This window comes from Nonomuraea endophytica (assembly GCF_014203235.1).
Taxonomy (GTDB): domain Bacteria; phylum Actinomycetota; class Actinomycetes; order Streptosporangiales; family Streptosporangiaceae; genus Nonomuraea; species Nonomuraea endophytica.
In genome coordinates, this window is sequence record NZ_JACHIN010000009.1 from 346,494 (window position 1) to 372,578 (window position 26,085).

Annotated in this window: 29 protein-coding genes; 16 read left to right on the forward strand and 13 right to left on the reverse strand. The window is 70.3% G+C overall.

Annotation, left to right across the window (positions count from 1 at the left end; genetic code table 11):
- Positions 1-44: 44 nt before the first annotated feature.
- Together HNR40_RS32100 and HNR40_RS32105 are read left to right on the forward strand one after the other, a co-directional pair.
- Positions 45-1,025, forward strand: a complete 981-nt coding sequence (locus HNR40_RS32100) for a CPBP family intramembrane glutamic endopeptidase (protein ID WP_184967941.1) — start codon at positions 45-47, stop codon at positions 1,023-1,025.
- 224 nt (positions 1,026-1,249) lie between these two features.
- Positions 1,250-4,273 (forward strand): beta propeller repeat protein, encoded by a 3,024-nt coding sequence (locus HNR40_RS32105; protein WP_184967943.1) that lies wholly within the window; start codon positions 1,250-1,252, stop codon positions 4,271-4,273.
- A gap of 1 nt (position 4,274) precedes the next feature.
- Here HNR40_RS32105 and HNR40_RS57445 read toward each other — a convergent pair whose 3' ends face one another.
- Positions 4,275-4,670: an NUDIX hydrolase gene (locus tag HNR40_RS57445; RefSeq protein WP_184967945.1), complete on the reverse strand. Its 396-nt coding sequence runs from the start codon at positions 4,668-4,670 to the stop codon at positions 4,275-4,277.
- Between the two features lie 74 nt (positions 4,671-4,744).
- Here HNR40_RS57445 and HNR40_RS32115 point away from each other — a divergent pair, with 74 nt between their 5' ends.
- The 9 genes from HNR40_RS32115 to pqqE all read left to right on the forward strand — a co-directional run bounded on the left by HNR40_RS32115 (position 4,745) and on the right by pqqE (position 11,139).
- Positions 4,745-5,371, forward strand: coding sequence for a DUF6758 family protein (locus tag HNR40_RS32115; RefSeq protein ID WP_184967947.1), 627 nt, complete (start codon positions 4,745-4,747; stop codon positions 5,369-5,371).
- 39 nt (positions 5,372-5,410) lie between these two features.
- Positions 5,411-6,019, forward strand: a complete 609-nt coding sequence (locus tag HNR40_RS32120; RefSeq protein ID WP_184967949.1) for a MarC family protein — start codon at positions 5,411-5,413, stop codon at positions 6,017-6,019.
- A 60-nt stretch (positions 6,020-6,079) separates the two neighbouring features.
- Complete coding sequence (locus HNR40_RS32125) at positions 6,080-6,793, forward strand: MBL fold metallo-hydrolase (RefSeq protein WP_184967951.1); 714 nt, start codon at positions 6,080-6,082, stop codon at positions 6,791-6,793.
- Positions 6,790-7,761, forward strand: coding sequence for a RecB family exonuclease (locus HNR40_RS32130; RefSeq protein ID WP_312896596.1), 972 nt, complete (start codon positions 6,790-6,792; stop codon positions 7,759-7,761). Before HNR40_RS32125 ends, HNR40_RS32130 begins: the two co-directional genes overlap by 4 nt.
- 363 nt (positions 7,762-8,124) lie before the next feature.
- Positions 8,125-8,280 carry a pyrroloquinoline quinone precursor peptide PqqA gene (locus HNR40_RS32135; protein ID WP_184967953.1) on the forward strand — a complete coding sequence of 52 codons (156 nt, stop codon included), beginning with the start codon at positions 8,125-8,127 and terminating at the stop codon, positions 8,278-8,280.
- 9 nt (positions 8,281-8,289) lie between these two features.
- Complete coding sequence (gene pqqB, locus HNR40_RS32140; RefSeq protein WP_184967955.1) at positions 8,290-9,126, forward strand: pyrroloquinoline quinone biosynthesis protein PqqB; 837 nt, start codon at positions 8,290-8,292, stop codon at positions 9,124-9,126.
- Complete coding sequence (gene pqqC, locus HNR40_RS32145; protein WP_184967957.1) at positions 9,123-9,794, forward strand: pyrroloquinoline-quinone synthase PqqC; 672 nt, start codon at positions 9,123-9,125, stop codon at positions 9,792-9,794. Before pqqB ends, pqqC begins: the two co-directional genes overlap by 4 nt.
- Positions 9,791-10,033 carry a pyrroloquinoline quinone biosynthesis peptide chaperone PqqD gene (gene pqqD / locus HNR40_RS32150; protein ID WP_184967959.1) on the forward strand — a complete coding sequence of 81 codons (243 nt, stop codon included), beginning with the start codon at positions 9,791-9,793 and terminating at the stop codon, positions 10,031-10,033. Before pqqC ends, pqqD begins: the two co-directional genes overlap by 4 nt.
- Positions 10,030-11,139 carry a pyrroloquinoline quinone biosynthesis protein PqqE gene (gene pqqE / locus HNR40_RS32155; RefSeq protein ID WP_184967961.1) on the forward strand — a complete coding sequence of 370 codons (1,110 nt, stop codon included), beginning with the start codon at positions 10,030-10,032 and terminating at the stop codon, positions 11,137-11,139. Before pqqD ends, pqqE begins: the two co-directional genes overlap by 4 nt.
- Here the strand turns inward: pqqE and HNR40_RS32160 are convergent.
- From HNR40_RS32160 to HNR40_RS32180, 5 genes are all read right to left on the reverse strand, one after another.
- Positions 11,108-12,004: an oxygenase MpaB family protein gene (locus HNR40_RS32160; RefSeq protein ID WP_184967963.1), complete on the reverse strand. Its 897-nt coding sequence runs from the start codon at positions 12,002-12,004 to the stop codon at positions 11,108-11,110. The two genes, pqqE and HNR40_RS32160, sit on opposite strands and share 32 nt — an antisense overlap.
- A gap of 30 nt (positions 12,005-12,034) precedes the next feature.
- The gene (locus HNR40_RS32165) at positions 12,035-12,907 is read right to left on the reverse strand and encodes an alpha/beta fold hydrolase (RefSeq protein ID WP_184967964.1); all 873 of its coding nucleotides are present in this window, start codon (positions 12,905-12,907) and stop codon (positions 12,035-12,037) included.
- Between the two features lie 117 nt (positions 12,908-13,024).
- Entirely contained in the window at positions 13,025-14,059 is a 1,035-nt protein-coding gene (locus HNR40_RS32170; RefSeq protein WP_184967966.1) for a hypothetical protein, read from the reverse strand.
- Complete coding sequence (locus HNR40_RS32175) at positions 14,044-14,580, reverse strand: RNA polymerase sigma factor (protein ID WP_312896597.1); 537 nt, start codon at positions 14,578-14,580, stop codon at positions 14,044-14,046. The genes HNR40_RS32170 and HNR40_RS32175 overlap by 16 nt, the downstream gene beginning before the upstream one ends.
- A gap of 109 nt (positions 14,581-14,689) precedes the next feature.
- Complete coding sequence (locus HNR40_RS32180; protein ID WP_221341074.1) at positions 14,690-16,504, reverse strand: DEAD/DEAH box helicase; 1,815 nt, start codon at positions 16,502-16,504, stop codon at positions 14,690-14,692.
- Between the two features lie 333 nt (positions 16,505-16,837).
- Between HNR40_RS32180 and HNR40_RS32185 the strand changes: the two genes are divergently transcribed.
- On the forward strand, positions 16,838-17,482 hold the full coding sequence (locus HNR40_RS32185; RefSeq protein WP_184967968.1) for a ferritin-like fold-containing protein: 645 nt from the start codon (positions 16,838-16,840) through the stop codon (positions 17,480-17,482).
- A gap of 281 nt (positions 17,483-17,763) precedes the next feature.
- Here the strand turns inward: HNR40_RS32185 and HNR40_RS32190 are convergent, their stop codons facing one another.
- The 5 genes from HNR40_RS32190 to ligD (HNR40_RS32210) form a co-directional block, all read right to left on the reverse strand.
- On the reverse strand, positions 17,764-17,994 hold the full coding sequence (locus tag HNR40_RS32190) for a DUF3107 domain-containing protein (RefSeq protein WP_184967970.1): 231 nt from the start codon (positions 17,992-17,994) through the stop codon (positions 17,764-17,766).
- A 136-nt stretch (positions 17,995-18,130) separates the two neighbouring features.
- Positions 18,131-18,751 (reverse strand): TetR/AcrR family transcriptional regulator, encoded by a 621-nt coding sequence (locus HNR40_RS32195; RefSeq protein WP_184967972.1) that lies wholly within the window; start codon positions 18,749-18,751, stop codon positions 18,131-18,133.
- Positions 18,752-18,826: 75 nt separating this feature from the next.
- Positions 18,827-19,042, reverse strand: a complete 216-nt coding sequence (locus tag HNR40_RS32200; protein WP_246509674.1) for a hypothetical protein — start codon at positions 19,040-19,042, stop codon at positions 18,827-18,829.
- 41 nt (positions 19,043-19,083) lie between these two features.
- A complete protein-coding gene (gene ligD / locus HNR40_RS32205; RefSeq protein ID WP_184967974.1) occupies positions 19,084-19,956 on the reverse strand; it encodes a non-homologous end-joining DNA ligase in 873 nt (290 codons plus the stop codon).
- Positions 19,953-20,825 carry a non-homologous end-joining DNA ligase gene (ligD, locus tag HNR40_RS32210; RefSeq protein ID WP_246509675.1) on the reverse strand — a complete coding sequence of 291 codons (873 nt, stop codon included), beginning with the start codon at positions 20,823-20,825 and terminating at the stop codon, positions 19,953-19,955. Before ligD (HNR40_RS32210) ends, ligD (HNR40_RS32205) begins: the two co-directional genes overlap by 4 nt.
- A gap of 91 nt (positions 20,826-20,916) precedes the next feature.
- Here ligD (HNR40_RS32210) and ku point away from each other — a divergent pair, with 91 nt between their 5' ends.
- Positions 20,917-21,807, forward strand: coding sequence for a non-homologous end joining protein Ku (gene ku / locus HNR40_RS32215; RefSeq protein WP_184967978.1), 891 nt, complete (start codon positions 20,917-20,919; stop codon positions 21,805-21,807).
- A gap of 115 nt (positions 21,808-21,922) precedes the next feature.
- Here the strand turns inward: ku and HNR40_RS32220 are convergent, their stop codons facing one another.
- Together HNR40_RS32220 and HNR40_RS32225 are read right to left on the reverse strand one after the other, a co-directional pair.
- Positions 21,923-22,381, reverse strand: a complete 459-nt coding sequence (locus HNR40_RS32220; RefSeq protein ID WP_184967980.1) for a hypothetical protein — start codon at positions 22,379-22,381, stop codon at positions 21,923-21,925.
- Positions 22,382-22,572: 191 nt separating this feature from the next.
- Entirely contained in the window at positions 22,573-22,908 is a 336-nt protein-coding gene (locus HNR40_RS32225) for a hypothetical protein (protein WP_184967982.1), read from the reverse strand.
- A 251-nt stretch (positions 22,909-23,159) separates the two neighbouring features.
- Here HNR40_RS32225 and HNR40_RS32230 point away from each other — a divergent pair, with 251 nt between their 5' ends.
- Genes HNR40_RS32230 through HNR40_RS32240 form a run of 3 tightly spaced genes read left to right on the forward strand, consistent with a single transcriptional unit; the run spans position 23,160 to position 26,052 of the window.
- Complete coding sequence (locus HNR40_RS32230) at positions 23,160-24,059, forward strand: alpha/beta fold hydrolase (RefSeq protein WP_184967984.1); 900 nt, start codon at positions 23,160-23,162, stop codon at positions 24,057-24,059.
- A gap of 42 nt (positions 24,060-24,101) precedes the next feature.
- Entirely contained in the window at positions 24,102-25,283 is a 1,182-nt protein-coding gene (gene moeZ / locus HNR40_RS32235) for an adenylyltransferase/sulfurtransferase MoeZ (RefSeq protein WP_184967986.1), read from the forward strand.
- A 49-nt stretch (positions 25,284-25,332) separates the two neighbouring features.
- A complete protein-coding gene (locus HNR40_RS32240) occupies positions 25,333-26,052 on the forward strand; it encodes a hypothetical protein (protein WP_312896598.1) in 720 nt (239 codons plus the stop codon).
- The last annotated feature ends 33 nt before the right edge of the window (positions 26,053-26,085 follow it).

The window sequence follows — 26,085 nt, forward strand, 5'->3', positions numbered from 1 at the left end:
GCCCGTCTGTGAACTAATGCTCACCCGCCGGACAGAATGATGGAATGCAGGAGAACCAGATTCCGTACGGCCAGCCCCACCCGCAGCCGGGTCCCTATCCGCCGCCCGCGCCGCGGCAGCCCTGGTTCCTGCCCACTCCCAGCGGCGCCCGCTACGACCACCTGGCCCGCAACGGCGCCAACGAGCTCTGGCGCCCGATCGTCGGCACGGTCGTGGTCGGCGTCGCGTTCTTCCTGGTGGGGCTGATCGTCCTGCTGGCGGGCACGGTCCTGTCGCTGATCCTCGGGATGCCCCAGCCGACGAAGCCGGACCAGCTTTTCGGCGATCCGCTGTTCGGGCTGGTGTTCCTGCTGCTGTCGATCGCCGCCGTGCTCCCGATCGTCTACGGTACGGCGGCGCTCATCCAACGCCGCAGACCCGGCACGCTCTCCTCGGTCGCCGGCCGGTTGCGGTGGTCGTGGATGCTCATGTGCGGCGGCGTGGCGATCCTGGCGCTGATCCTGGGGCAGCTGGCCCAGCTCGCGGTGTTCGTGGTGACCGGCGAGGGGACGGACGAGGTCTTCGCGTGGGCCGGGTGGAGCGGGTTCATCCCGGCGCTGGTGATCATTCTGCTGCTGGTGCCGTTCCAGGCGGCCACCGAGGAGTACATGTTCCGCGGGTGGTTGCTGCAGGCGTTCGGGGCGCGGCTGAACAACCCGTGGTGGGGGATCGTCATCGGGTCGGTGTTGTTCGCCTCGCTGCACGGTTACACGTGGGTGGGGCTGATCGACGTGTTCAGCTTCGGGGTGGTGACCGGGTTCCTGGCGGTTCGTACCGGGGGGCTGGAGGCGCCGATCGCGATGCACGTGGTCAACAACGTGCTGGCGTTCGGGGTCAGCGCTGCTGCGGGGGAGCTGGACAAGGCGCTTGAGCAGGGGGCGGTGCCCTGGCAGGCGCTGGCGGGGACGGTGGTGCAGTTGAGCGTGTACACGCTGGGGGTGCTGTTCCTATCCCGAAAGCGGTCAGTCAACGCTTTTTCGGGATAAATCGCAAAGTGGTGCTATGAATCTCACTAGAGAGGTCTCGCCAATCCGGGCTGGGCGTGTTGCTCTGGAATGCGTGGGTGTCGAGGGATTCCGGAGGTGATCATCTCTGTGGGATGGGGTAGAAGTACCTGCGTGCGCTAGATCGGTTTTTATGCCGACATAGGCAGTCAATGAGGACGGCATAACTGGAACGGTCCGGAACCCCCGACTAGGAGGTGCTACGCGTGGCCTCCGGCCCCAGCGAACCGCCCCGGCACTCGCCGGACGACGACGAGCCGCGCCCTCCGGAGGAGCCGAGGATCCGGCACACTCCACCGGGCCCCACCGACGACCGGGCCCGCGGCGTGCCGCTCGCCTCGCCCTGGGGGCTGCCTCCCTTCGCCTCGCCCACTCCCGAGGACGAACCCCCCGAACCCCCGAAGGGCCGCCGGCCCTACAGCTCACCCACCGCGGAACCGGAGGCCCAGCCCCGCCGCCGCCCCCGCCGCATCGTCAACCACCCGGACAAACTCGTCGCCTCCGGCCCACCCCGCCCCCTCCCCACCCCGCAGGACGCACCGGAGCCGGGGATGCCAGACCCATCCGTGGTAGGGACGCCCGAAGAGGCCGAGGTCGTGACGTCGTCCGAATGGGACACGGGTGAGGCGACCCAGCCGGGTGTGCGGCGCGGGGCGCAGCCGTACCAGAACCTGCGGCCGACCGAGCCTCCACCCGAGCGGGAGGGCGTGGTGCCGCCCGCCTGGAGGGGCAGCGCCGAGGACGAGGTAGCCCGGTGGAGCGGCGAGGACGTGCCCGGGTACCGCGCGACGGCGGAAGACGACCCGCCGGCCGAGGACGAGCGCGCGACGCGGGGTCAGGATGAGCCGGTACGCCGGGTCGGGCGGCCTCCGGCGGGGCGGCCCACGCGGCCCGATCTGCTCGTGGCCAGCGGCCCCGACCGGCAGGGACGGCATCACCGTGGCCAGGCGCCCGCCGCGCTCCGCAGGGCCGGCCCGTTACGGCGACGCCGGCGGGTGCTCGGGCCGGTGGCGTTCGTGCTCGCCCTGGCCGTGGCCCTGAGCGCGGGCATACTCGGCTGGCGCTGGTGGAGCTCCAGCGGTCCTGGCTCCCAGAGGGGCCTGCGGCTGGAGGCGGCGGCTGGACGTTCGGGCGACGAGGTGTTCACGGTGGCCGGCGCGGGCGACGGCTCCAACCAGAAGCTCAACGCCATGACCTCGGCCGGCAAGACGGTCGTGGCCGTCGGCAGCGACACGACGAGCCCGACGCCGCGCCCGCTGTTCCTGTACTCGCAGGACAGCGGCAAGAGCTGGCGGCTCGGCACCGTCGGCGCGTCCACCAGCGCCACCGCCACCCGGGTCGCCGGCGGCGCGGGCCGCTGGCTGGCCGCGGGCGGCGACGAGACCGGCGTCGAGCACGGCCTGTGGACCAGCACCGACGGCGCCGCCTGGACCACCGTCGAGCCCGCGACCCTGGGCAACGCCTTCAGGAAGGGCGACTACGTCCACGACATCGCGCGTACGGCATCCGGGTTCGTGGCGGCCGGCCGTTCCGCGAGAGAGGACGGCTCGACCGGGCCCGCGGCGTGGCAGTCGCCGGACGGGAGGACCTGGCAGCGCGTGGACCTGCGCGGGCTTGAGGCGGGAGAGTTCCGCGCGGTCGTGGCGCGCGGCGACGTCGTGCTGGCGCTCGCGCAGCCGACGCAGGGTGAGGGCTCGCGCGTCGTGCGCTCGGTGGACGGCGGGCTCACCTGGCAGGCGACCGGCTTCCAGCTTCCCGAGGCGGAGCCGAGGGCGGGCTCGCTGGCGGTGCTGGCCAAGCAGTTCGTGCTGGTGCCGATCAGGCGCCCGCCGGTCGGCGGCGAGGTGCGGGTCTACTGCTCGCCCAGCGGCGCCGACTGGGGCCAGTGCGGCACGATCAACCTCGGCGGCCGCAGTCCGGGCGTCGAGACCACCATCTCCTACGGCGGCGGCGTCGCGGCGGTCAGCCCCGACGGGCCGGACAAGTACACGGTGCTGGCCACCACCAACGGCCGCACCTGGACCAAGCGCGCCGACCTGGGCAACCTGGCGGGCGCCTCGCTGCGCGGCTTCACCATGACCGACACCGGGCTTCTGTTCGGCGGCGGCGACCAGGCGGCCGCGGACGTGGGCAACCAGCTCGTGCTGATGTCGGCCCCGGCCAAGGGCAGCGCGGCGCGCGTACCCCTGTCCGGGATCGAGGGGTTGTCGCGGATCGCCCGTGAGACGACCCGCCTGGCCGCCGCGAAGGGCCAGTACGTCGCGGTCGGCGCGGCCTCGGGCGACGCCGGCGTCTGGACCAGCAAGGACTGGCAGAACTGGACCTCCACGAGCCTCGGCGGCCCACGCCGTCAGATGCTCAACGACGTCGTGTACGGCCGGCGCGGCTGGCTGGCCGCCGGAGCCACCGAGTCGGGCACCTCCGCCACCGACCCGCTGATCGTGACCAGCGCCGACGGCCGTACCTGGAAGCAGGCGCCCGCGCCCGCCAGGGCCGACGGCCACGACTACCTGGACGTGCAGTCGGTCGCCGCCGACGACCGGGGCTACATCCTGGCCGGCGAGGACCGCGGACCCAGCTCGGCGGGTGTGGCCATCTGGTTCACGCCCGACCTGCGCAAGTTCACCAGGAGCCAGAAGCTGCCCCAGGGCGGCGCCGGGGTCCGCATCTTCGACCTGGCGGCCACCCCGGACGGCTACGCGGCCGTGGGCAGCTCGGGCACCGGCGAGCAGGAGAGCGCGGTCGTCTGGACGTCCAAGGACGGGCTCAACTGGACCCCGCGCAAGCGCCCGTCGCCGCCGGAGGCCGCCTCGGCGGGGCTGCGGCAGGTGGTGGCCTTCGGCGACATGCTGGTGGCGACCGGTACGGCGCAGCTCGGCGGGACGTCCAAGGCGTTCGCCGCCTCCTCGGAGGATGGCGGGACGAGCTGGCGGTACGCGTGGCTGCCGGCCGAGCGGGCGGCGGCGGTCCACGACCTGGCGGCCGGTGAGAACGGTCTGGTGGCCGTGGGCTGGCACGGTCAGCCCGGCGGGGCCGACAGCGCCGCGTGGATCTCGGCCGACGGGCAGACCTGGGCCAGGCAGGATCTCAAGGACCCTCGGCTGCTGGGCGAGGGCATGCAGTGGCTGGCGGCGGTGACGACCAGCGGCGCCCAGGTGGTGGCGTTGGGCCGCTCGACCACGTACACGGCCGACCACCTGACCCTGTGGACGTTCCGGCTGGCCGGTTAGGTCATCGGGGCAGGACGTTCCACGAGGTCAGGGTGGCCAGCAGGCCGTCGGTCAGCGGGAGGGCGGCGAGGTCGGCGGCGGTGCACCAGCGGGCGTCCTTGGCGTCGTCGCCGGGGGTGAGTTCGCCGCCGGTGGGGGTGGCGAGGTAGTCGCGGATCTCGTAGACGGTCTGCCCCGGGCCTGGACGGTCGACGGCGCCGGTCAGCGGGCCTGGGGTGATGATGAGGCCGGTTTCCTCGCGGATCTCGCGGATGAGGGCGTCGTGGTCGGTCTCGCCGGGGTCCACGCGGCCGCCGGGCAACGACCACAGGCCTTCGCCCGGTGGGTGCCCGCGCTGGATGAGCAGCAGGCGGCCAAACTCATCGAAAACTATCGCTCCTACACAATTTACCCGCACAACATCAAGATTACGACGGGATAACGGGCTGTGCTCTTGACTGGACCGTGCCCGACGACGCACCGTGGGTAGCTGTGAGAGCGGCTCCAACGTGTCCACGGTGTTTTGGCCCGCTTCATGCGCCCAGTGTGTGGTCGAGCGCCTGGCGGTGCGCCGCGCACGGGGACGTCCTGCCCTACCAGCCGCCGTGGCAGCCGTCCGCCGGCGCGGTGGACGAACTGCGCAAGTCATCCAGGGTGCCGGTGTGGCTGCCGTGGCCGTTGCCGCCCGGGTGGCTGGTCACGGGGTTCGCCGAGGCGGGTGACGACCGGAGCGGCGGGCGGGCCAGCGTCGTGGCGCTCGGCGGTCCGTCGGTGACGAGCGGCCCCGCCGACCTGCTGGTCATCGCCGAGGAACCCGGAGTGGGCCTGGGCGCCGCCTTCGCCGGCCTCGACGGCCCCGACCCGGGCGAGGGCTTCGACTCCGGCCCGCCGAACGCCAAGATCGACGTGCTCGGCCATCCCAGCGCCCTCTGGTGCGTGAACGGCGCCGCCGACCGGGCCGTCTACGCCGGTGAGGCCATGGGCAACTGGCTGTGGACCATCGCCTGGCCCGCGGAGGCAGGCTGCCTGATCGCGCTGCTGCAACTCAGCCTGCGCGACCTGCGCGAGCATGACCTCGACCTGCCCTTCGGTGCTTTCTCCCCGCGTCTGGCCGACTAAGATCGGCAGCACTTCCCCCAACCGGCAGTTGGGGGCGCGGTGTCCGGCACCAGGTTCTTCGTCGAGGCGTTCGTGACGATGTTCGTCATCATGGACCCGCCCGGCGTGATCCCGCTCTTCCTCGCCTACACCAGCGGACGTTCCCCGCTGGAGCGCCGCCGCATCGCCTGGCAGGCAGCGGTGACCGCCTTCTGCCTGATCGTGGTCTTCGCCGTGTTCGGGCAGGCGATCCTGGCGTACCTGCACGTCGAGGTCGCCGCCATGCAGATCGCCGGCGGGCTGTTGCTCCTCCTGGTCGCCCTGGAACTGCTGCGCGGAGTCTCCCAGCCGTCGAGCGAGAGCATGCGCTCGAACGTCAACGTGGCGCTCGTGCCGCTGGGCACGCCGCTGCTGGCCGGGCCCGGCGCGATCGTGGCGACCATCGTCTTCGCCCAGCAGGCGGGCGGCCGGCCGGGCGGGATCCTCGCGCTCGGGCTGGCGATCGCGGCGGTGCACCTGGTGCTGTGGGTGTTCATGCGGTTCTCGGTGAGCATCATCCGCGTCATCAAGGAGAACGGCGTGGAGCTGGTGACCAGGATCGCCGGCCTGCTGCTGTCGGCGCTGGCGGTGCAGCTCATCATCAACGCGATCAGGGCATTGCTGGCTTGACAGGAGATCCGAACAGGCGGGACACGGCGTACTGGAAGAAAACTCAGTATTGTTCGTGGCGTGACAGCGCGTATCGAGCGAGTGGTGACCGAGGGCGTCGTCGACGTCGACGGCGTGGAGTACAAGGTCGAGAACAACACGTGGATCGTGGGTGACGACGACGAGGTGATCGTCGTCGACCCGGCACGGGACGCGGAGAAGATTCTCGAGCAGGTCGGCGAACGGGAGGTGCTCGCCGTCATCTGCACGCACGGCCTGCCCGACCACGTCGGCGCGGCGATCGAGGTGGCCAGCAGAGACGAGGCCGTCGTCGCGCTGCACCCCAAGGACAAGCCGCTGTGGCGGGAGACCTGGTCGGAGACCTGGCCGGACATCGACATGGAGGACGACGGCATCTTCGGTGTCGCCGACGTCCAGCTCGACGTCATGGAGACGCCCGGCGTCACCCCCGGCGGCGTCTCGCTCTACTGCGAGGCGCTCGAAGTGGTCTTCACCGGCAAGTCGCTGCAGGCCGACGGCCCCGGCAAGCTGGCAGGGGAGTACCCACGGCTGGCCGACCAGCTGACCGCGATCGGCGGGCGGCTGTTCACGCTGCCGCATGCCACGCGCATCCTGGCCAACCACGGTGACGAGGTCACCGTCGGCGACCTGGAGCCCCACTTCGACGACTGGGTCTCCGGCTCGCTCACGCGGGTCGAGACCGAGGCGGCGCCCGAGGGGCCGCTGACCGACGCGTCCAAGATCGCCGGGATCAAGCTCAACCCGGACAAGTGAGCGCGTACGACCAGCTTCCGCTGGAAGGTATGCCGCGGCGGCTCTACTCGTGCACGCCGTCGCGGCTCAACACGTGGCTCGACTGCCGGCGGCGCTACCGGTTCACCTATCTTGACCGGCCGCAGCCCGCCAAGGGGCCCGCGTGGGCGCACAACTCCGTGGGCGCCAGCGTGCACAACGCTTTGGCGGGGTGGTGGCGGGAGCCGTACGAGCGGAGGACGCCGCTGACGGCGGCCATCCTGCTCACCAACGGGTGGATCACCGAGGGTTTCAGGGACGGCGAGCAGTCGGCGCAGTGGCTCGGCCGGGCCCGCGACCTCGTTTCCGGATATGTCGCCACACTGGACCCATCGGATGATCCGGTGGGGGTTGAGCGCACCGTCGCCACGCGGACCAAGGTCATCGCCGTCTCCGGCCGGATCGACCGGCTTGACCGGCGCGGCGACGAACTCGTCGTGGTCGACTACAAGACCGGCCGCCGGCCCCTCACCCAGGACGACGCGCGGTCCTCGCTCGCGCTGGCCATCTACGCGATCGCGGCGTCCAGGATGATGCGCACCCCGTGCTACTCGGTCGAACTCCACCACCTGCCGACCGGCGAGATCGTCGAGTGGCGCCACACGGACGACACCCTGCGTCGCCACCTGTCGCGGGCCGAGGAGATGGCCGTGGAGGCCGCCGACGCCGACGAGCGCTACCGTGCGGCCCTTTCCGACGTTCCGGCGCCGCGTTCCGGCTCTGGTGCCGGTACGGCCGGCCGTACCGCTCCCAGGGCCCCGCAACCCCAGTCCGAGGGCCCGCTCCAGCCCGTCACCGGCGGCCAGGCGACGGCGGTGTCGGCGGAACTGGACGACCTGTTCGCGCCCAGCCCGGGACCGATCTGCGGCTGGTGCGACTTCCGCCGCCACTGCCCCGAGGGCCAGGCAGCAGCCCAGGACCGCCGCCCCTGGGACGGCCTCGCCGACTGACCCTCCCCACAGCCGCCGGCCCAGGCGCGGCCTCTGGCGGTGACCCAGGGGTGTGGGAACGCGACGGGCGTCGCACGCGCCCCATGCCGGGGGAGCAGGGAAGGCCGTGCGCCCGTCCGGGTCCGTGTGCTGCGGTTGAGACGGGCTGCTTCGGTGACCAGGCCACGGCGTGGCGGCTCTGGAGGGCTGCGACAGCCACATGATCGGGCAGGGTAGACATCCGATGATGGCCGCGTGTGGGGGCCCTTTTGGCGGGATCGGGTGAAATTTCGGGCGATAGATCCGATCACAGGGATTGACGGAACGCCTCTGCCGAAGTCAGATCGTGGGTAACCCCCCGTTTCGCACGGAAGGCAGGTGCACATGGCTCAGCCCAAGGACCCCGGCAAGAAGCAGCCGCCGAGGACCCACTCCAAGAAGGTCCGCACCCGCGGCGAGGAGACCACCTGGCACAAGCCCGACTACCAGGTCGTCGAAGCGTCGATGGAGATGTCCGCTTACTTCCTCGCCACCAGGTAACCGGACGCCATGCGCCTGCAGGTGCTCGGCACCGCGGCGGGCGGCGGCGTACCCCAGTGGAACTGCGCGTGTCCCGGTTGCGCCGGGGCACGCGCACACCCCGCCTGGCGCCGCCGTCACGCCAGCCTGGCCATCCAGCTCCCCGGCCGTGTCGCCGTCGTCAACGCCACCCCGGACATCGCCGCGCAGGTCGAGGACTGCCCCTGGCTGCCGCCCGACCGCGACCACGCGCCGCTCGTGGTGCTCACCGACGCCGAGCTCGACCACACCCTCGGGCTGCTGCGGCTGCGTGAGGCCGCCTCCCTGGACGTCGCCGCCACCCTCCCGGTACGGCAGGCGCTGCGCCCGTTCGAGGAGATCCTGCGCCCCTATGCCCCGATCCGCTGGCACCCCATGGACACGGTCGCCGAACCGATCCCGGTCTCCGCGAAACGCCCCCGCTACGCCGCCACCGCCACCGCTAACGCTGAGGAGGCGGACGGCGCGTGGGTCTCGGCGCTGAGGTTCACCGACGGCAGGTCGACCGTCGTGTACGCGCCCGCGATGGGAGTGTGGACACCGGAGCTGCACACCGCGTTCAGGGACGCCGACTGCGTGATCATCGATGGTACGTTCTGGGACGACGAGGAGCCGCGCCGTACCGGCATATCCAGCCAAACGGCGACCGGCATGGGGCACCTCCCGATCGAGGAGACCATGGAACGCCTCGCCGCGCTGCCCGGCCGCTGCCTGTACACCCATCTCAACAACACCAACCCCCTCGTCGACCCGGACGCGCTCCACCACAAGGTGCTGGCCGAGCTGGGCGTCGAGGTGGCCGCCGACGGAATGGTGATCGAGCTGTGAACCCCTTCGAGGCCGAGCTCCGGGCGGTGCCCGAGCAGCGCTACCACCACCTGCACCCGTTCAATCTGCGGATGCACGCGGGCGAGCTGTCCCGGGAGGAGCTGCGGGGCTGGATCCTGAACCGTTTCCACTACCAGCGCCACATCCCCATCAAAGACGCGCACATCCTCGCCAAGCTGCCCACCTCGGACCTGCGCCGCACGTGGCTGCGCCGTATCCAGGACCACGACGGCAAGGCTCCCGGCGAAGGCGGGATCGAACGCTGGCTCCGTCTGGGCGAGGCGGCCGGACTCGACCGCAAGGAGCTGCTGTCGGGCGAAGGCGTCCTTCCGGGGGTACGGCTCGCCGTCGACGGCTACGTCAACCTGTGCCGCCACGGCAGCCTGCTGGAGGCGGTCGCCGCGTCGTTGACCGAACTGTTCGCGCCCGACCTGATGCGCACCAGGATCGCCGCCTTCGAGAAGCACTACCCGTGGATCGACGCCGAGGGCCTGCGCTACTTCCAGATCCGGGTCCGGCAGGGCCGCCAGGACAGCGGGGAAGCCCTGGCATTGGTGCTCGGCTGGGCGCGGAGCCGTACGGACGAGGAAAGGGCGGTCGCGGCACTGCGCTTCAAGTGCGACGTCCTGTGGGCACTCCTGGACGCGGTGGACGGAGCTTACCGATGACCGACTGGCGTCCCGCCCTGTCCCGCTCGGCCATGCTGCGCCATTGTCCGGTACGGCAGGCCGAACTGCTCATCGTGCCCGAACGGATCGTGGTGCTGAACGACGAGGCGGCCGAGATCGTCGGCCTGTGCGACGGCAAGCGGACCGTGGCGGAGATCGTCGCGGAGTTTCCGGTGGAGGCGGGGGAGGATGTGACCGAGTTCCTGGACAGGGTGCACGCCGAGGGATGGCTCCAATGACCCAGCCCTCCTCCCACGCGGTGGCCCCGCCCTGGGCGATGCTGGCGGAGCTGACCCACGGGTGTCCGTTGCGGTGTCCGTACTGTTCCAACCCCACCGAGCTGGTGGCCAGGGCGGCGGAGCTGGACACCGGGGAGTGGGCCCGGGTGTTCGAGGAGGCCGCGGCCCTGGGGGTCGTGCACGCGCACCTGTCCGGCGGCGAGCCGCTGCTGCGGCGGGACCTGGTGGAGATCGTCGGGGCGGCGCGCGGGGCCGGGGTGTTCACTCAGCTGGTCACCAGCGGTGTCGGGCTGGCCGGGCGGCGGGTGGCCGAGCTGGTCGAGGCGGGGCTGCACAGCGTGCAACTGTCGGTGCAGGCGGCCGAGCCGGCCGAGTCCGACCGGATCGCCGGGCGCAGGAGCTTCATGGCCAAGGAGCTGGCGGCGGCGGCCGTGGTGGAGGCCGGGCTGCCGCTGGGCGTCAACGTGGTGCTGCACCGGCACAACCTCGACCGGATCGAGGATCTGATCGAGCTGGGCATAGCGTGGGGCGCGGAGCGGATCGAGTTGGCCAACACGCAGTTCTACGGGTGGGGGCTGCTCAACAGGGAGGCGCTCTTGCCGACGAGGGAGCAGCTTTCCCGCGCCGAGTCGATAGTCACGAAATATCGGGAAAAGACGGGCGTTGAGCTGATCTGGGTTATCCCGGATTACTTCGACGGGGTGCCCAAGCCCTGCATGGGCGGGTGGGGGGCGATCTCGATCACCGTGGCGCCCGACGGGCGGGTTCTGCCCTGTCCTGCAGCCTACGATCTGCCGCTCGACCTGCCCAACGTCCGCGAGCACGCCCTGAGCTGGATCTGGGAGCACTCCGCCGCGTTCAACGCCTACCGTGGCACCGCCTGGATGGCCGAGCCGTGCGCGAGCTGCCCGCGCAAGGAGCTCGACTTCGGCGGCTGCCGCTGCCAGACGTACGCGCTGACCGGCGACGCCGCCAAGACCGACCCGGCCTGCGGCCTCTCGCCCGACCACCACCTGATCACCCGGCTGAGCGCCAGGGAGAGCGTCAAGGAGAAGCCGTTCGTCTACCGGGAGCTCAAGCGGCCGCCCAGCGTCGTGGATCCGTGAGGCCCTTGAGCCCCTTGCGCACGTCGTAGCCGAGCACGCCGAGCCGGTCGCGCGAGGCGGTCAGCATCCGCCGGGTCGACGGCATGAACGCGCGGTCGTGCACCGGCTCCGGCAACGCGTTCGCGGCCAGGCTGAACGCCCGCAGCCCCGCGGTCACCGCCGCCTGCGGTGCCTCGGGCAGCGCGCGGTACATGCCCCGCGCCCACGATGGCAGCGTGTAGTAGCACAGGGCGCCGAAGGGGAAGTAGACCGGTTTGCCCGGCGACAGCATCCGCATCTCCTTCGGCAGCCGGGGCCAGAGCAGGAAGCGTACGGTGGCGGCCGACTCGTCGATCACCCGCAGCTTGGGGCGGATCTCCTTGAAGTAGTCGGCCATCTCCGCCTGCGAGCCGGGCACGTCCTCTGGGTGCAGGCCGACATAGGCGGCGCTCCTGCGCTGCTCGTGGAGATATTGGTCGGCCTGGCGGTCGGTCAGGGCGAGGCCGCCCCGCCGTACCACCTCCAGGTAGGACGAGACCTCCGCGCAGTGCACCCAGAGCAGCAGTTCGGGGTCGTCCACGCGGTGGGTGCGGCCCTCGTGGGCGATGCGCAGCGAGCGGTGGATGTCGCGCACGCGGCGGCCGATCGCCTCGGCCTCGGCCGGGGTGCCGAAGGTGGTGCGGCCGACGAAGTCCGCGGTGCGGCGCAGGCGGCCGAAGGGGTCCTCCTGGAAGTTGGAGTTCTGCCAGACGCCGCGCATGGCCAGCGGGTGGAGGGCCTGGAGCATGAGCCCGCGTACGCCGCCCACCCACATGCACCGGTCGAGGTGGACCTGCCAGGTGGCGCTCTGCGGCCGCTGGACGACGATCTCATCGATGCTCGCCATAGTAAGTAGATAATTACATGGCATTGGATCCTATGTCCAAGATGCCGACTCGGCGGCGTTCCAGAACCTCACGAGCGCCTGCGCGGTCGTCTCCGGGGCCTCCACGGCGGGGGAGTGGACCGCGCCCGGCACCACCATGCGCTCCGCGCCGAGCCGGGCCGCCATGTGGCGCTGGACGTCGGCGGGCCAGCCGTCGTCGTGTTCGCCGAACAGCACGAGGGTCGGCACCTCGATCTGGCGGAGCTCCTCGGTGCGGTCGTGCATGGACAGCACCTCCTCGGCCATCCTGGCCAGGCCCGTCGGCGAGTTGGCCAGCAGCCGCTTGCGCAGGAACGTCACGATCTCGTCGGGAACGCCGTTGGCCAGCGCCTCGGGTTCGATCCTGGTGTGCCAGACGTGTTCGAGACCGTGCTCCGGAAGCTCCTTCATGATCTTGCGGCCGTTGTGGGCGCGCTGCCCGGTGATCGCCGAGGGGCCCGAGCTCATGAGCGTGAACGAGGCGAACTTGGTCCGCCCGTCGATCACCGCCTCGCGCGCCACCAGCCCGCCGAAGGAGTGGCCGACCAGGTGGACCGGCTCGCCGTGGCCGATCACCTGCGCGATCGCGTCCACGTCGGCGCCCAGCGCGCCGCAGGTGTAGGCCTCGGGGTCGTCGGGGCCGGGCGTCTCGTACTGCCCGCGAAGGTCGATCGCCAGCACCCGGCGGCCCGACTGCGCCAGCGTCTGCATGACCGCGATGAAGTCTTCCTTGCTCCCGGTCAGCCCCGGCACCAGCATCGCGGGCCAGCGCTCCACCACGCCGCTCACCGGCAGGGCCTCCAGGGCCGCGAACGCCCCCAGCGGCGTCTCGATGCGCTGCGGGGCGACGCCAGGTGGCAGGTTCAGGAATCGCGGCGTACTCACGTGGGGCAACAATACCCAGAGGTCAAGGCGACGACACCGGCTAACCCGGTACGCCGGTGCGAGTTCTGGGGAGTTGCGAGGTATGAGCAAGGTTGAGACCCCGACCGGTCATGCGCGTCACCCGACGCAGTCCGTGTCGCGGACCGGCACCTTCGGGCATCCCTTGGGCAACCGCGGCAGCTTGCCGACCCACTTGGCCCCCTGGAACAGCACGGCGTTGACCACGCGCCCGGACGCCGCGGCATCCTGCCGGGCGAGCACCTGCCCGGTCTCCTCGGAGACGACGAGCTGCTCACCGCCCATCGCGATCGCCGCTCCCGGCCGGCCGCCGGCGTCGGTGACGCGGCCGAGCCCGCGCACGCCGGGCAGGTCCTCCAGCATCTGGTACAGCGCCGCCCGCGTCCCGCCGGAGACCGGCGTCGCCAGCAGGTCCAGCGACAGCGACCACAACCACGTGTCCCTGGTCGGCAGCGCGGCGCCCTTCGGAGCGGGCGGCCAGTCCTTCATCCTCTCCTGGTAGGCGGGCCAGAGGGCGAGCAGCCGCTCCCGCAGCGCCGCCGGCTCCACGGGCAGCTCCACCAGCCGGCTCAGCGGCAGCGTCAGCCCGCTGTCGTCCAGCGGCCACAGGCTCGGCATCGCGGTGTAGCGGTGGCGGCCCACCGGGGAGACGTCGTTCTCGCAGTCGGTGTCGTCGCCGCACAGCCGGGGGGAGCCCGCGGCGCGCCAGGCGGCGGCGTCCTTCGCGGTCAGCGGCCGGGTGTGCAGGCCGGTCATGGCCAGCAACTGGAACCCGGCCGGATCCCTGGGCAGGAACCTCTCCGTCTTGGAGGTGACCGTGACCCGGTACCGTCCCGCGCTCTCCTCCGCGGAGATCAGCGTCGTGACGCTCCAGTAGTTCCCCTCGGGCAGGGGGACCTGCCGCCGGGCCGCCTCGGCCGCGACGTCCAGCGTCCCCGCCGCCGTGGCCGTCGTCTCGCGCCCGTCCATCCACAGCCTGGGGACCGTCACCACAGCGGCCACCACCACCGCGACCGCCACCATGGCCACCCACCCGGACCCGCGCCTTCTGCCGGGAGCCCGCACCCCGCCCGGGACCGGGTCGAGTCCGTCCGGCCTGGCCTCGGCCAGCGTCCGCATCACCTTCCGCCGCACGCTTCCTCCTCCTTCGGAACCAGCAGAGCCGCCTCCAGCCGCCGCCTGGCCCGATGCAGCCGGACGAAGAAGGCCGAGACCGAGCACCCGACCACCCGGGCCGCCTGCGCCGACGACAACCCGTGCCAGGAGACGAGCGTGAGCAGTTCCTTGTCCTCGTCGCTCAGCGCGACCAGGGCGGACAGCACCGCGGAGCGCCGCGCCACCTCCTCGGCCACGTCGCCGGTGACCTCCTTGGCCCAGCCGCGCAGCGCGTTCTCCAGGGCCGCCTGGCGCACCTCGTCGCGGTAGAGCTCGCGGGTGACGTTCCGCGCGACCCCCAGCAGCCACGGGAGCACCGCGCGCCGGGGAATGTCGGCACGGCGCCGCCAGGCCACCGCGAACGTCTCGCTCACCACCTCTTCCGCCAGCTGACGCCCGCACCGGCTCACCGCGTAGGCGAACACCCTGGGGTGCGTGGCGTCGTAGAGAGCGGCGAACTCCTTCTCGTCCAGCACCTGCGCCCTTTCGACGTCGTTCACCGGGTAATGACGGGAGCGGGGCGGTTCTTACAGGGGCGGCGTAAGCCGTACCGGAAACAAAAAAGGGCGCGCGTCCCGGAAGGACGCGCGCCTGCTATCGGCGGTGGGGCTAGCCTGCCCGGCGACGGTTCCCGCCGCCGGCGCCGCCGCTGCCGCCACCACGCGGGGAGCGGTTGCCACGGCGCTGGGCCTGACGCTCCGAGGCCGCGGACGGGGCGATGTCGTCCTCGTCAGTGGCCAGGTCGGGTGACTGGAAGATCACCGTGAACGGGTTGGGCGGGATGATGCGCTCGTGCTCCACACGGACCTCCTGCGCGCGCTCAGGCGCGCGCTCCGGTGCCCGCTCGGGCTCCGGCTCGGGCTCTTGCGCCTGCTCCACGACGGGGCGGGCCTGGGTGAGCGCGCTGCCGATGGCCTCGGCCGCACCCCCTCTCACGCGGGTACGGCGAGCGGGCCTGACGGCCTCCTCCACCTCGGCGAGTACGTCACCGGCGACCGGCTCAGCGGCCACGGCGGCGATCTCGTCGTGAGAGATGATGGCCGGAGTCTCCTCGCTCCTGCGCGGCCGGCGGCGCCTGTCCATGCTCTCGCCCTCCACGATCTGCACAGTCTCCACGGTCTCCGCGACCTCGGTGGTCTCCTCCGCCGAGCGGCCGCCACGCGTGCGACGGCGCTGGCGCGGCGCGCGGGGCGGGCGCTCTTCGCGCTCGTCCTTGCGCCCGTCGCGGTCGTCCTTGCGGCGGCTTCTGAGGCGGGACTTCCCGATCTCGCCCAGGTCTTCGAGCTGCTCGGCCGCGAGGCCGGCCCGGGAGCGGCTGGCGTGGGGCAGCACGCCCTTGGTGCCCTCGGGGATGCTCAGCTCGGTGAAGACGTGGGGCGAGGTGGAGTAGGACTCCTCGGGCTCGGCGAAGTCGAGTCCGAGCATGTTGTTGATCATCTTCCAGCGGGTCAGTTCCTCCCACTCGACGAACGTGACCGAGATGCCCGTCTTGCCCGCGCGGCCGGTGCGGCCGACACGGTGGACATAGGTCTTGTCGTCGGTGGGGGCGTCGTAGTTGACCACGTGGGTGACGTCGTCGATGTCGATGCCCCGCGCGGCCACGTCGGTGGCCACCAGGACGTCGATCTTGCCGTTGCGGAAGGCGCGCAGCGCCTGCTCGCGCTGGCCCTGGCCCAGGTCGCCGTGGACGGCCGCCACCGCGAAGCCGCGGGTGTCGAGCTGCTCGGCGACCATGTCACAGGCGCGCTTGGTCTCACAGAAGACCATCGTCAGACCGCGGCCGTCCGCCTGCAGCAGGCGGGCGACGATCTCGATCTTGTCCATGCGGTGCACGCGCCAGACGAGCTGGCGTACCTGCGGCGTGGTCTCGCCCTCGCCGGAGTCGTGCTCGGCGCGGACGTGGGTGGGCCGGTTGAGGTACTTGCGCGACAAGGCGACGATCTCACCGGGCATGGTGGCGGAGAACAGCATGGTCTGCCGCTCGTCCGGGATCAGCTTGAAGATGCGCTCGATGTCGGGCAGGAAGCCCAGGTCGAGCATGCGGTCGGCCTCGTCCAGGACCAGCGAGCCGATCTGGCTGAGGTCGAGGTGCTTCTGCTTGACCAGGTCGAGCAGACGGCCGGGGGTGCCGACGATGACGTCGACGCCGGCCTTAAGGGCCTCGATCTGCGGCTCGTACGCGCGCCCGCCGTAAACGGTGAGCACGCGGGAGCCGAGCTTGCCCGCGGCCGTCACGAGGTCTTCGCTGACCTGGATGGCGAGCTCGCGGGTGGGCACGACGACGAGGCCGCGCGGCTTCTTGCGGTTCTTGCGCGGCTTGCCGATGCTCTGCAGCATCGCGATGCCGAACGCGTAGGTCTTGCCAGTGCCCGTGCGGGCCTGGCCGATGACGTCCTGGCCGCTCAGTGCGAGCGGGAGCGCCATCTCCTGAATCGGGAATGGTTGGATGATGCCCTCGGTCTCGAGCGCATCAGCGATCTCTGGTGTGACTCCGAGGTCTCGGAAAGTCGTCAGCGTGGCCTGCCTCAGTCTCAAATGAAGGCGGGCCTGCCGGGACCAGCGGGTCAGTTCAGTAACCAGGGTCCTCGCGGTAGAGCCAGCCCTCTCGCGTCATCGCGACCGCAGGCCCGGGGAGCGGGGAGCATCGGGAGAGAACCCCCCGAATTCACACAGTGCGGTCGCACTTTCACAGAGCAGTGTACTCGATACCACAACGCTGGCCGAGTTTGCGGATGTTCCCGAAGTACGCTGCCTTTCATGAATGAGTCCCTTGGTGTCGCGGATCTCCTTGGTGTGCTGGCGTATGCGGAGTTGAGCGCCTTCCTGCAACTCACCGAAGATGCCGGGCAGTTCGCACCGACACTGAGCGACCGGGCCGCGCTGAGCGAGCTCGCGGTGTCCGAGTTCGGACACTTCCAGCTCGTCCGCGACAAGCTCATCGAACTCGGCGCCGACCCCGACCAGGCCATGGCGCCCTTCGTCGAGGCGCTGGACGGCTGGCACACCCAGACCCGGCCGAGCGGCTGGCTGGAAGCGCTGGTCAAGGCGTACGTGGGCACCGGCATCGCCCTGGACTTCTACCGCGAGGCCGCCCGCCACCTGGACCCCTCGATCGCCCGGCTGGTCGACGAGGTCGTCGCCGACCAGGAGCGTTCGGAGTTCGCCGTCGAGCGGGTACGCGCCGCCGTCGCCGCCGATCCGCCGGCCGCCGGCAAGCTCGCCCTGTGGGCCCGTCGCCTGGTCGGCGAGGCTCTCAGCCAGGGCCAGCGGGTGGCCGCCGCCCGCCCGGAGCTGGCACAACTGCTCGTCGAGGCCGTGGCCGACGACCAGGCCGAGATCTCCCGCCTGTTTGCCCGTCTGACCGAGCAGCACGGCAAGCGGATGGCCGCGCTGGGAATCTGATCCTGCGCTTAGGGCGGCGCGAGGGTACGAAACGGTTGTACCGTGCGGTCATGAGGGCCACGCGCCGCTACGGCAGCTGCTTGACCAGATGCGCGCAGAACCGCTGGACCGCACGACCCGTGATGCGCCGTCAAAGTGCCCAGTGCCCCGCTGTGGACCTACGACATGCGCCCCTGCCGCGACGGCGCGGCCGCTGGTGCCGATGGCGCCCGTGACGTGTGGAGGGCGGTGAGCCGCCCCCCACACGGACGTCCCATGGGGATCAGTGGAGGACCAAACGGTTAGAGTGTGCCGCCGAAGCCGACCGGGCGCTGCTCGTCCTCGCCGATCTCGACGAAGCCAAGTGCGGCCACGGGGACTATGACGCGCCTGCCCTTCGCGTCGTTGAGGGCGAAGACGCCACGCTCGGCGGCCAGGGCGTTTCTGATCTCGTCTTCCACCTGTTCGGCGGTGAGCTCGGTTTCGACAACGATCTCACGGTGTACGGAACGTACGCCGATCTTGACTTCCATCGTGGTGCTCCCTTTCGACGGGCCTGGGTCCATCGTCGCCGCTCCGCCCGGCGGAAACGCGGGTAATCGCGCCCAGCGAACGGGTTACGCCGTACGCGGAAAATCTCCACGCCGTACGGGGCACCTCGGCACGGCGTTACGTCGTGCGGGGGAAGCCGCTGATTCCGCGCCAGGCGAGCCGCGCCATGAGCTGCTCGGCGGCGTCCTTGGGGATCGAGCCGTGCGTGGTCACCCAGTAGCGGGCGCTGACCTCGGCCATGCCCACCAGGCCGACGCCCAGCAGGTGCGCCTCCTCGCTGGAGCAGCCCGTGTCCTCCTGGATCACGGCGCTGACCATCTCCGCGCACTCGCGCAGCGAGCGCTCCACCCGCTGGCGGACCGGGGCCACGTTGCGCAGGTCGGACTCGAAGACCAGGCGGAACGCCTCACCCTGGCTGGAGACGAAGTCGAAGAAGGCGCTGAAGGTGGCCTGCACGCGCAGCTTGTTCTCGTGGGTGGAGGCAAGGGCCTCGCGGCAGCGGCCCACCATGTCGTCGACGTGGAGGTCGAGCAGCGCCAGGTAGAGCTCCAGCTTGCCGGGGAAGTGCTGGTAGAGCACCGGCTTGCTGACGCCCGCCCGGTCGGCGATCTCGTCCATGGCGGCCGCGTGGTAGCCGTTCTCGACGAACACTTCCTGCGCGGCGCTGAGCAGCTGCCGGCGGCGGGCGAGTCGGGGCAGCCGGGTGCCCCGGGGCTTGGCGTCCGGGGTAGCGGTCACGCGCGTCTCCAGTGGTCTTCGAACATCCGGGTTGGGACATCCTACGTGCGGGTAACCGTCCCGCGGGCGCGGGCGTCAGCGATAGTCGTCGTCATCGTCATAGGTGACGACGCGGTCCTGCTCGGCGGCGTCGCCCGGGTCGACGTCGATCGGGTACTCCCTGCGCTCACCCCCCGCCTCGTCGCGCAGCCGGCGGCGCTGTTCCGCGGCGTCGGCCTCCGGCGCCTCGGGCGAAAGCTCGTCATCCTCGTCGAAGGGGAGGTCGTCCCCACGTACGTCCATCTCCGACATCTCAGGTCCCCTTTTCCTGTGTGGACGGATCCAGCCTACGCTCAGGTGAAAAGGTCGCCATGTTCCTCCACGCGGGCGAGTACGTCGGCGGAGGTGAACACCAGGTCGTCCGGGCGTTCGCACGCCTCGACCTCCGACCACAGCAGCGGTGTCGAGACCGTCGGGCGCTGCCTGGCACGCAGGGAGTACGGCGCGACAGTGGTCTTGGCCGGGTTGTTCTGGCTCCAGTCGATGAAGACCTTGCCCGGTCTGGCCTTCCTGGCCATCACGCTGACCACGAGCTTGGGCGCCTCCTTCTCCAGGAGCCTGGCCAGGTCCTTGGCATAGGCCGACGGCTCCTGCCGGCCGTCCCACGCGGCGTACAACTGCATGCCTTTGTTCCCGCTGGTCTTGGGGCGGGCGGTGAGGCCGTCGGCGGCGAGCACCTCGCGCAGCATGAGCGCCACTTGGCAGCATTCGACGATCGTGGCCGGGGGGCCGGGGTCGAGGTCGAAGACGAGGGTGTCGGGGTCGATCGCCTCACCGTCCTCGGTCACGCGCCACTGGGGCACGTGGAGTTCGAGCGCGGCCAGGTTGGCGTAGTAGACGAGGCTGGGCAGGTCCTCGATGACGGCGAAGTCGATGGTGTCGCGGTTCATGCTGCTGCCGGGGACGGGCACGGTGACGCGCCTGAGCCAGTCGGGGACGTGGCTCGGGGCGTTCTTCTCGAAGAAGTACTTGCCGTCCACGCCGTTCGGATAGCGCTTGACGGTGAGCGGGCGGCCCTCCAGGTGCGGGATCAGGACCGGGGCGACGCGCGAGTAGTAGTCGATGACCTCGGCCTTGGTGAAGCCGACCTCGGGGTAGAGCACCTTGCCGAGGTTGCTCAGGACGAGCTCGCGCCCGTCCACCCGCACGGGCGTCTTGGAGCTCACAGCAGTACCTCCGCGGGTATCTTGTCCGGTCGCAGTCCCCGCCAGACCGGGTGCCGCAGCCGTATCTCATCAGTCACCATCGTGTAGGCGACCTCCCCGACCAGATCGGGTCTAACCCAGTGATTGCGCCACGGCACCGGATTGACGAACGGGCTGCGCGCGATCTCCAGCGGCCGCAGCATCGCGAACAGCTCGTCCAGCGTGGCCTCGGTGAACCCGGTCCCGACGTGCCCCACGTAGGTGAGCCCCCGCTCGGTGAAGACGCCCATGAGCAGCGAGCCGATCCCGCCCGCCCGGCGGCGCTTGCCGGGCTTCCAGCCGCCGACGACGACCTCGCGCGTGCTCAGGTTCTTGACCTTGACCCACCACGGCGTGCGCACGCCCGGCCGGTAGGGCGAGTCGAGCCGCTTGGCGACCACCCCCTCAAGGCCTTGCTCGTGCGTGGCGCTGAGCAGGTCGGAGTCTCCGGGGAAGTACGGCGGCGCCCCGATGTCCAGCTCGTCCAGGAGCGCCCGCCGGTCGCGGTAGGGCAGGTCGAACAGCGCTCTGCCGTCCAGGTAGAGCAGGTCGAAGGGCATGTACGTCACCGGGTAGAGCTCCAGCATCCTGGGCTCGGGATCGGTGAGGTGCATGCGCCGCTGGAGGCGTTCGAAGCTGGGCAGCCCGCGGCGGTCGAGGGCGACGACCTCGCCGTCGATGATGACGTCGCGCAGGCCGTACGAGGAGATCTCCGGGTAGCGGCGGGTGTACTCGGCGCCGTGCCGCCCCGAGACCCGCATCCCGCCGTCGAGGTGGATGAGCGCCCTGATGCCGTCCCACTTGACCTCGAGCCCGTACAGCTCGCGTTCAGCGGGAAGATCCCCGGCCATGGCGAGCATAGGTTCGACCGGGTATGGCATTGGTTGGCCCATGACGGGTATGTGCCCATACGGTGAGCCCTGCTATCGATGAGGAGTGCCCATGCGCGCCATATGGAAAGGTGCGATCTCGTTTGGGCTGGTCACGATCCCGGTGAAGCTCTACTCCGCGACCGAGCAGAAGGACGTCACCTTCCACCAGGTGCACCGCGAGGACGGCGGCCGGATCCGCTACAAGCGCGTGTGCACGATCGACGGTGAGGAAGTGGCCTACGCCGACATCGCCAAGGGGTACGAACTGGCGACCGGCGAGATCGTCGTGCTCACCGACGAGGACTTCGAGGACCTGCCGCTGACGACCTCGCGGCGGATCGACGTGCTGCAGTTCGCTCCGGCCGATCAGATCGACCCGATCTACTTCGCCAAGTCCTATTACCTGGAGCCCGACGGGCAGGGCGGCAAGCCGTACGTGCTGCTGCGCACCGCGCTGGAGAGTTCGGGGCAGGTGGCGGTGGTGAAGGTGGCGCTGCGCCAGCGGGAGTCGCTGGCCACGCTGCGGGTGCGCGACGGGGTGTTCGTGCTGGAGACGATGCTCTGGCCGGACGAGATCCGCACGCCCGACTTCAATTTCCTCGAAGAGGACATCGACGTACGGCCGCAGGAGCTCAAGATGGCCGAGTCGCTCATCACCACGATGGAGGCCGACTTCGACCCGACCGAGTACCACGACACCTACCGCGAAGCGCTGCAGCAGGTGATCGAGGCGAAGGTCGCGGGCAAGGAGGTCATCGCGCCCGCGGGTGGCGAGGAGGAGGCGGGTCCCGCCGTGGACCTCATGGCCGCCCTGCGGGCCAGCGTCGAGGCCGCCAAGCGCGAGCGGGGCGAGCCCGCCAAGCCCAAGAAGGCCGCGCCGTCCTCTTCTTCTTCCGAGAAGGGTGAGAAGGAGGAGGCGGAGAAAGCCGCGCGCAAACGGAAATCCAGGAAATCCGCCTGAGCGCTGCTTTTCTCCGCCGCTCCGTCGCCAGGCTGGAAACATTTGTCTCCACACACATGTTGGGAGGGGGCCCCATTTTCTGGGGCCCCCTTTTTTCTATTGCGGGCGGTTTCCGTTACCAGACGAAGTGCCGCGTGCGAACGCAGCCGCGCTCGCGGTGGACCCTCCAGCCCCGCCAGTGCTTGAAGTTGAGGTGTGCCTTGTTGACGTAGTGGCCCCGACGAATGGCGCCCGCAGGGCCGGCGAAGAGGCAGCGACCGCGCCACTCCGAGAAGCCGACGCTGGAGGCGCTGGCGCTGATGCCGACGCTGGAAGCGCTGGCGTTCGCGGCGGTGGTCGATCCGAGGCCCAGGACGCCGCCCGCAAGGGCGGTGCTGAGCGCAGCGGCCGTGAGCATCCTCTTGACTGTGGACATGATGTGCTTCCCCTTGACGGTCTCTTGCAACTTCAGGCACTCTGCCGGATTTATCTGGCTAATGCCCGGGATGGTTCTTACTTCTAGAGCCATCCTGGTTGTCAGAATTTCCGACCATTCATGATCATAAACAGTGGCCGGGATGGTTTTGCCACTCATAAACCCTGAGATTGCATTTATTGATACGTCTTCTCACGCTATGTCCCGATTTGTGCAGGTCTGCAGAAAACGCCCGTGCGGGCCCGTGTGGATATGTCGGCGTACGTCGGCGGAGGCAAGGGACATGACAAGGCCGCGGAACCTCGAGGTTCCGCGGCCTGTCTCGCACCGGCCTACTTAAGGCAGCGGCACTACTGGAGCCACATGTTCTTCGGGTAGCGCTTCGTGTGGCCCTTGGCGCACATGCCGTAGCCGCCCTTCTTGAACTTCTTGCCGGGGCAGAACTTCTTGTTCGCCCGCCAGTGGCCGGCGAAGAACCGGGCGGTCGGCTTGTGGGTCTCCAGCTTGTAGGAGCACTTCCTGCCGTTGAGCCAGCAACGGTGGAACTTCGACTTGGACTTCGCGGTCGTGACGCTGACGGCCGCGCTGGCGGCGCTGGTGGTGGTCACCGCTCCGAGGGCGAGCGTGCCGCCGACGAGGGCGGTCGCGAGCGTCGCCGCCGCGAGCGTGGATTTGAACTTGAACATCGTGCTTCCCCCTGTTGGTCGCACTCACGTGCCTGGGTCGCAGAGATGGCGCGACCTCGATAGGCATCCTGCTTGCCAGGATTTCCAGCCATTCATGCCCATAAACGGCAATCTATGCCTTTTATTCTCTATTTATGTGACTTCGACTTGTTTTTAACTATATATGCAGGTTTATCCGTAAATGCCATGATTGGTGGCCTGCACTCGGGGTGGGCGGCTACCGTGGTAGGGCCGAGGGAAGGGGCGATTCCATGAAGCAGCAGCCGATTCCGCACTGGCCGGGCCGCATGGTCGGCCCGGTGTACGTCCGCTCGACCCCAGAAGGGGCGCCGGAGAAGGCGGTCTTCGTCCACGGGCTGGCCGGTTCCGCCACCAACTGGACCGACCTCATGGACGAGCTCAAAGACGTGGTCACCGGCTACGCCCTCGACCTGCCCGGCGCCGGCTACTCCCCGGCACCCGCCGACGGCGACTACTCCGTCGACGCCCACGCCCGCGCCGTCATCGGCCTCCTGGAAGAAGTCGGCCCCGCGCACCTGTTCGGCAACTCGCTCGGCGGCGCCGTCGCCGTACGCGTCGCCGCCCTCCGCCCCGACCTGGTCCGCTCGCTCACCCTCGTCTCGCCCGCGCTCCCCGACCTCCTGCCGAGGTACGGCCCCGCCCGCGTGGCAGCCGCTGCCACGCCCCGGATCGGAGAGTGGGTGGCCGGCAAGCTCACGCTCGTCCCCGCAGCCCAGCGGGTCAACGCCACGTTCGCGATGGTGTGGGCCGACGCAGGCAGGGTCCACCCCGACCGGTTCAACGAGGCGATCGAGGAACTCCGCCGGCGGGACGCCCTCTCGCACACCGCCGTCTCGATGATCGGCTCGGCCCGCGGCATCGTCGCCGAGTACTTCCGCCGCGGCGCCGACAACCTCTGGAGCCAGGCGGCCCGCGTCGTCGCGCCCACCCTGGTCATCTACGGCAAACTCGACCGGCTCGTCCGTCCCGCGATGGCCGCGAAGGCCGGCCGTACGTTCAGGCAGGTCAGGTTGGTCCTGCTGCCGCGCGTCGGGCACGTCGCGCAGATGGAGCGGCCCGACGTCGTGGCCGCAGAGGCGCGCCGTCTGATCGGTGAGACGCGATTGGGGAATGCCCCACTGGCCAGCTAGGTTTCTACGAGAGATAAGAACCCCGAAACGGGAGCGTAGAACGTGTCGTTGCCACCGCTGGTCGAGCCGGCCGCCGAGCTGACCGTTGACGAAGTGCGCCGCTACTCGCGCCATCTGATCATCCCCGATGTGGGCATGGCCGGGCAGAAGCGGCTGAAGAACGCCAAGGTGCTGTGTGTGGGCGCGGGCGGCCTCGGCTCGCCCGCGCTGATGTACCTCGCGGCCGCGGGCGTCGGCACGCTGGGCATCATCGACTTCGACGTCGTCGACGAGTCCAACCTGCAGCGCCAGATCATCCATGGCCAGTCCGACGTGGGCCGGCTGAAGGCCGAGAGCGCCGCCGCCACGGTCAAGGAGATCAACCCGCTGGTGGACGTCGTGATCCACAACGCGGCGCTGACCACCGAGAACGTGATGGACATCTTCTCCGGCTACGACCTCATCGTCGACGGCACGGACAACTTCGCCACGCGTTACATGGTGAACGACGCCGCCGTGCTGCTCGGCAAGCCGTACGTCTGGGGGTCGATCTACCGCTTCGACGGTCAGGCGAGCGTCTTCTGGGCCGAGCACGGCCCCTGCTACCGCTGCCTCTACCCGGAGCCCCCGCCTCCCGGCATGGTTCCCTCCTGCGCCGAGGGCGGCGTGCTGGGCGTGCTGTGCGCGTCCATCGGCTCCATCCAGGTCAACGAGGCCATCAAGCTCCTCACCGGCATCGGCGACCCGCTGGTCGGGCGGCTGATGATCTACGACGCCCTGGAGATGAAGTACCGCGACGTCAAGGTCCGCAAGGACCCCGAGTGCGTCCTGTGCGGCAAGAACCCGACGGTCACCGAGCTGCTCGAGGACTACGAGGCGTTCTGCGGCACCATCTCCGACGAGGCGGCGCAGGCCGCCACCGGCTCCACGATCACCGCGGCGGAGCTCAAGGAGATGCAGGACAAGGGTGAGGACATCTTCCTCATCGACGTCCGCGAGCAGGGCGAGTACGAGATCGTCTCCATCCCCGGCGCCACGCTGATCCCCAAGGGCGAGTTCCTCAACGGCTCCGCCCTGGAGAAGCTGCCGCAGGACAAGCGGATCGTGCTCCACTGCAAGTCCGGCGCGCGCAGCGCCGAGGCGCTGGCGATCGTGAAGAACGCCGGGTTCTCGGACGCCGTGCATGTGGGTGGAGGGGTCCTGAGCTGGGTAAAGACGGTAGACCCCAGCCTGCCGACATACTGAGTCCGGTATCTGGGGATGGCATTAGGTTCCCAGCATTAAGGTCGGTGCCGTGAGCAACGCCCGCCCCTGGCCCGCCCTCGTGGTGGCCTCCGTGCTGACTCTGGTCTGCGCGGTGGCCGCCGGCGTGGCGGCCAGCGCGGCGGGCTCCGAACTGTCCAGGGGACCGACCGCCGGCGAGCTGGCCGCGGCCGCCAAACGCGAGGTGTCCGAGCGCTGGCGCACCTGGCAGGCCGGGAAGATCTTCCCCGCCACCCTCGCGTACTCCGCCGAACAGGGCGGCCAGGAACGTGCCACCCGGATCGGCATCTCCCCGCAGACCGGCTGCCAGCAGGCCGTCGACAAGAAGGCCGTCAAGGCGCTGCGCTCCCACGGCTGCCGGGCCGTGCTGCGGGCCACCTACATCGACGCGCTCCAGGGCGTGGTCGTCACCGTCGGCGTGGTCGCGCTGCCCGACGAACTGCGCGCCTCCCGGGCCAAGGCCGCCTTCCCGCAGGGTGGCAAGGCGGTGCCCGGCCTGCGTCCCGTCGCCTTCCAGGGAACGGTGACCGACCGCTTCACCGCCGCCGTGCGCCAGGCGGGCTCGGTGCGGCAGGCGGGGCCGTACCTGGTGCTGACCACCTCGGGCCAGGTGGACGGCCGGCCGGCGCGCGCCGTGGGCGAGCAACGTCCGACCATCTTCGCCTTCGCCGCCGAGCTGTCCGAGCGGATCCTCGCCGACCTCAGCGAGCCCCGGATGCCCGAGTGCGGCGCCAGGGAGTGGCGATGCTGACCTCCGGGTGTACGGCCCCGCCCACGCGACCCA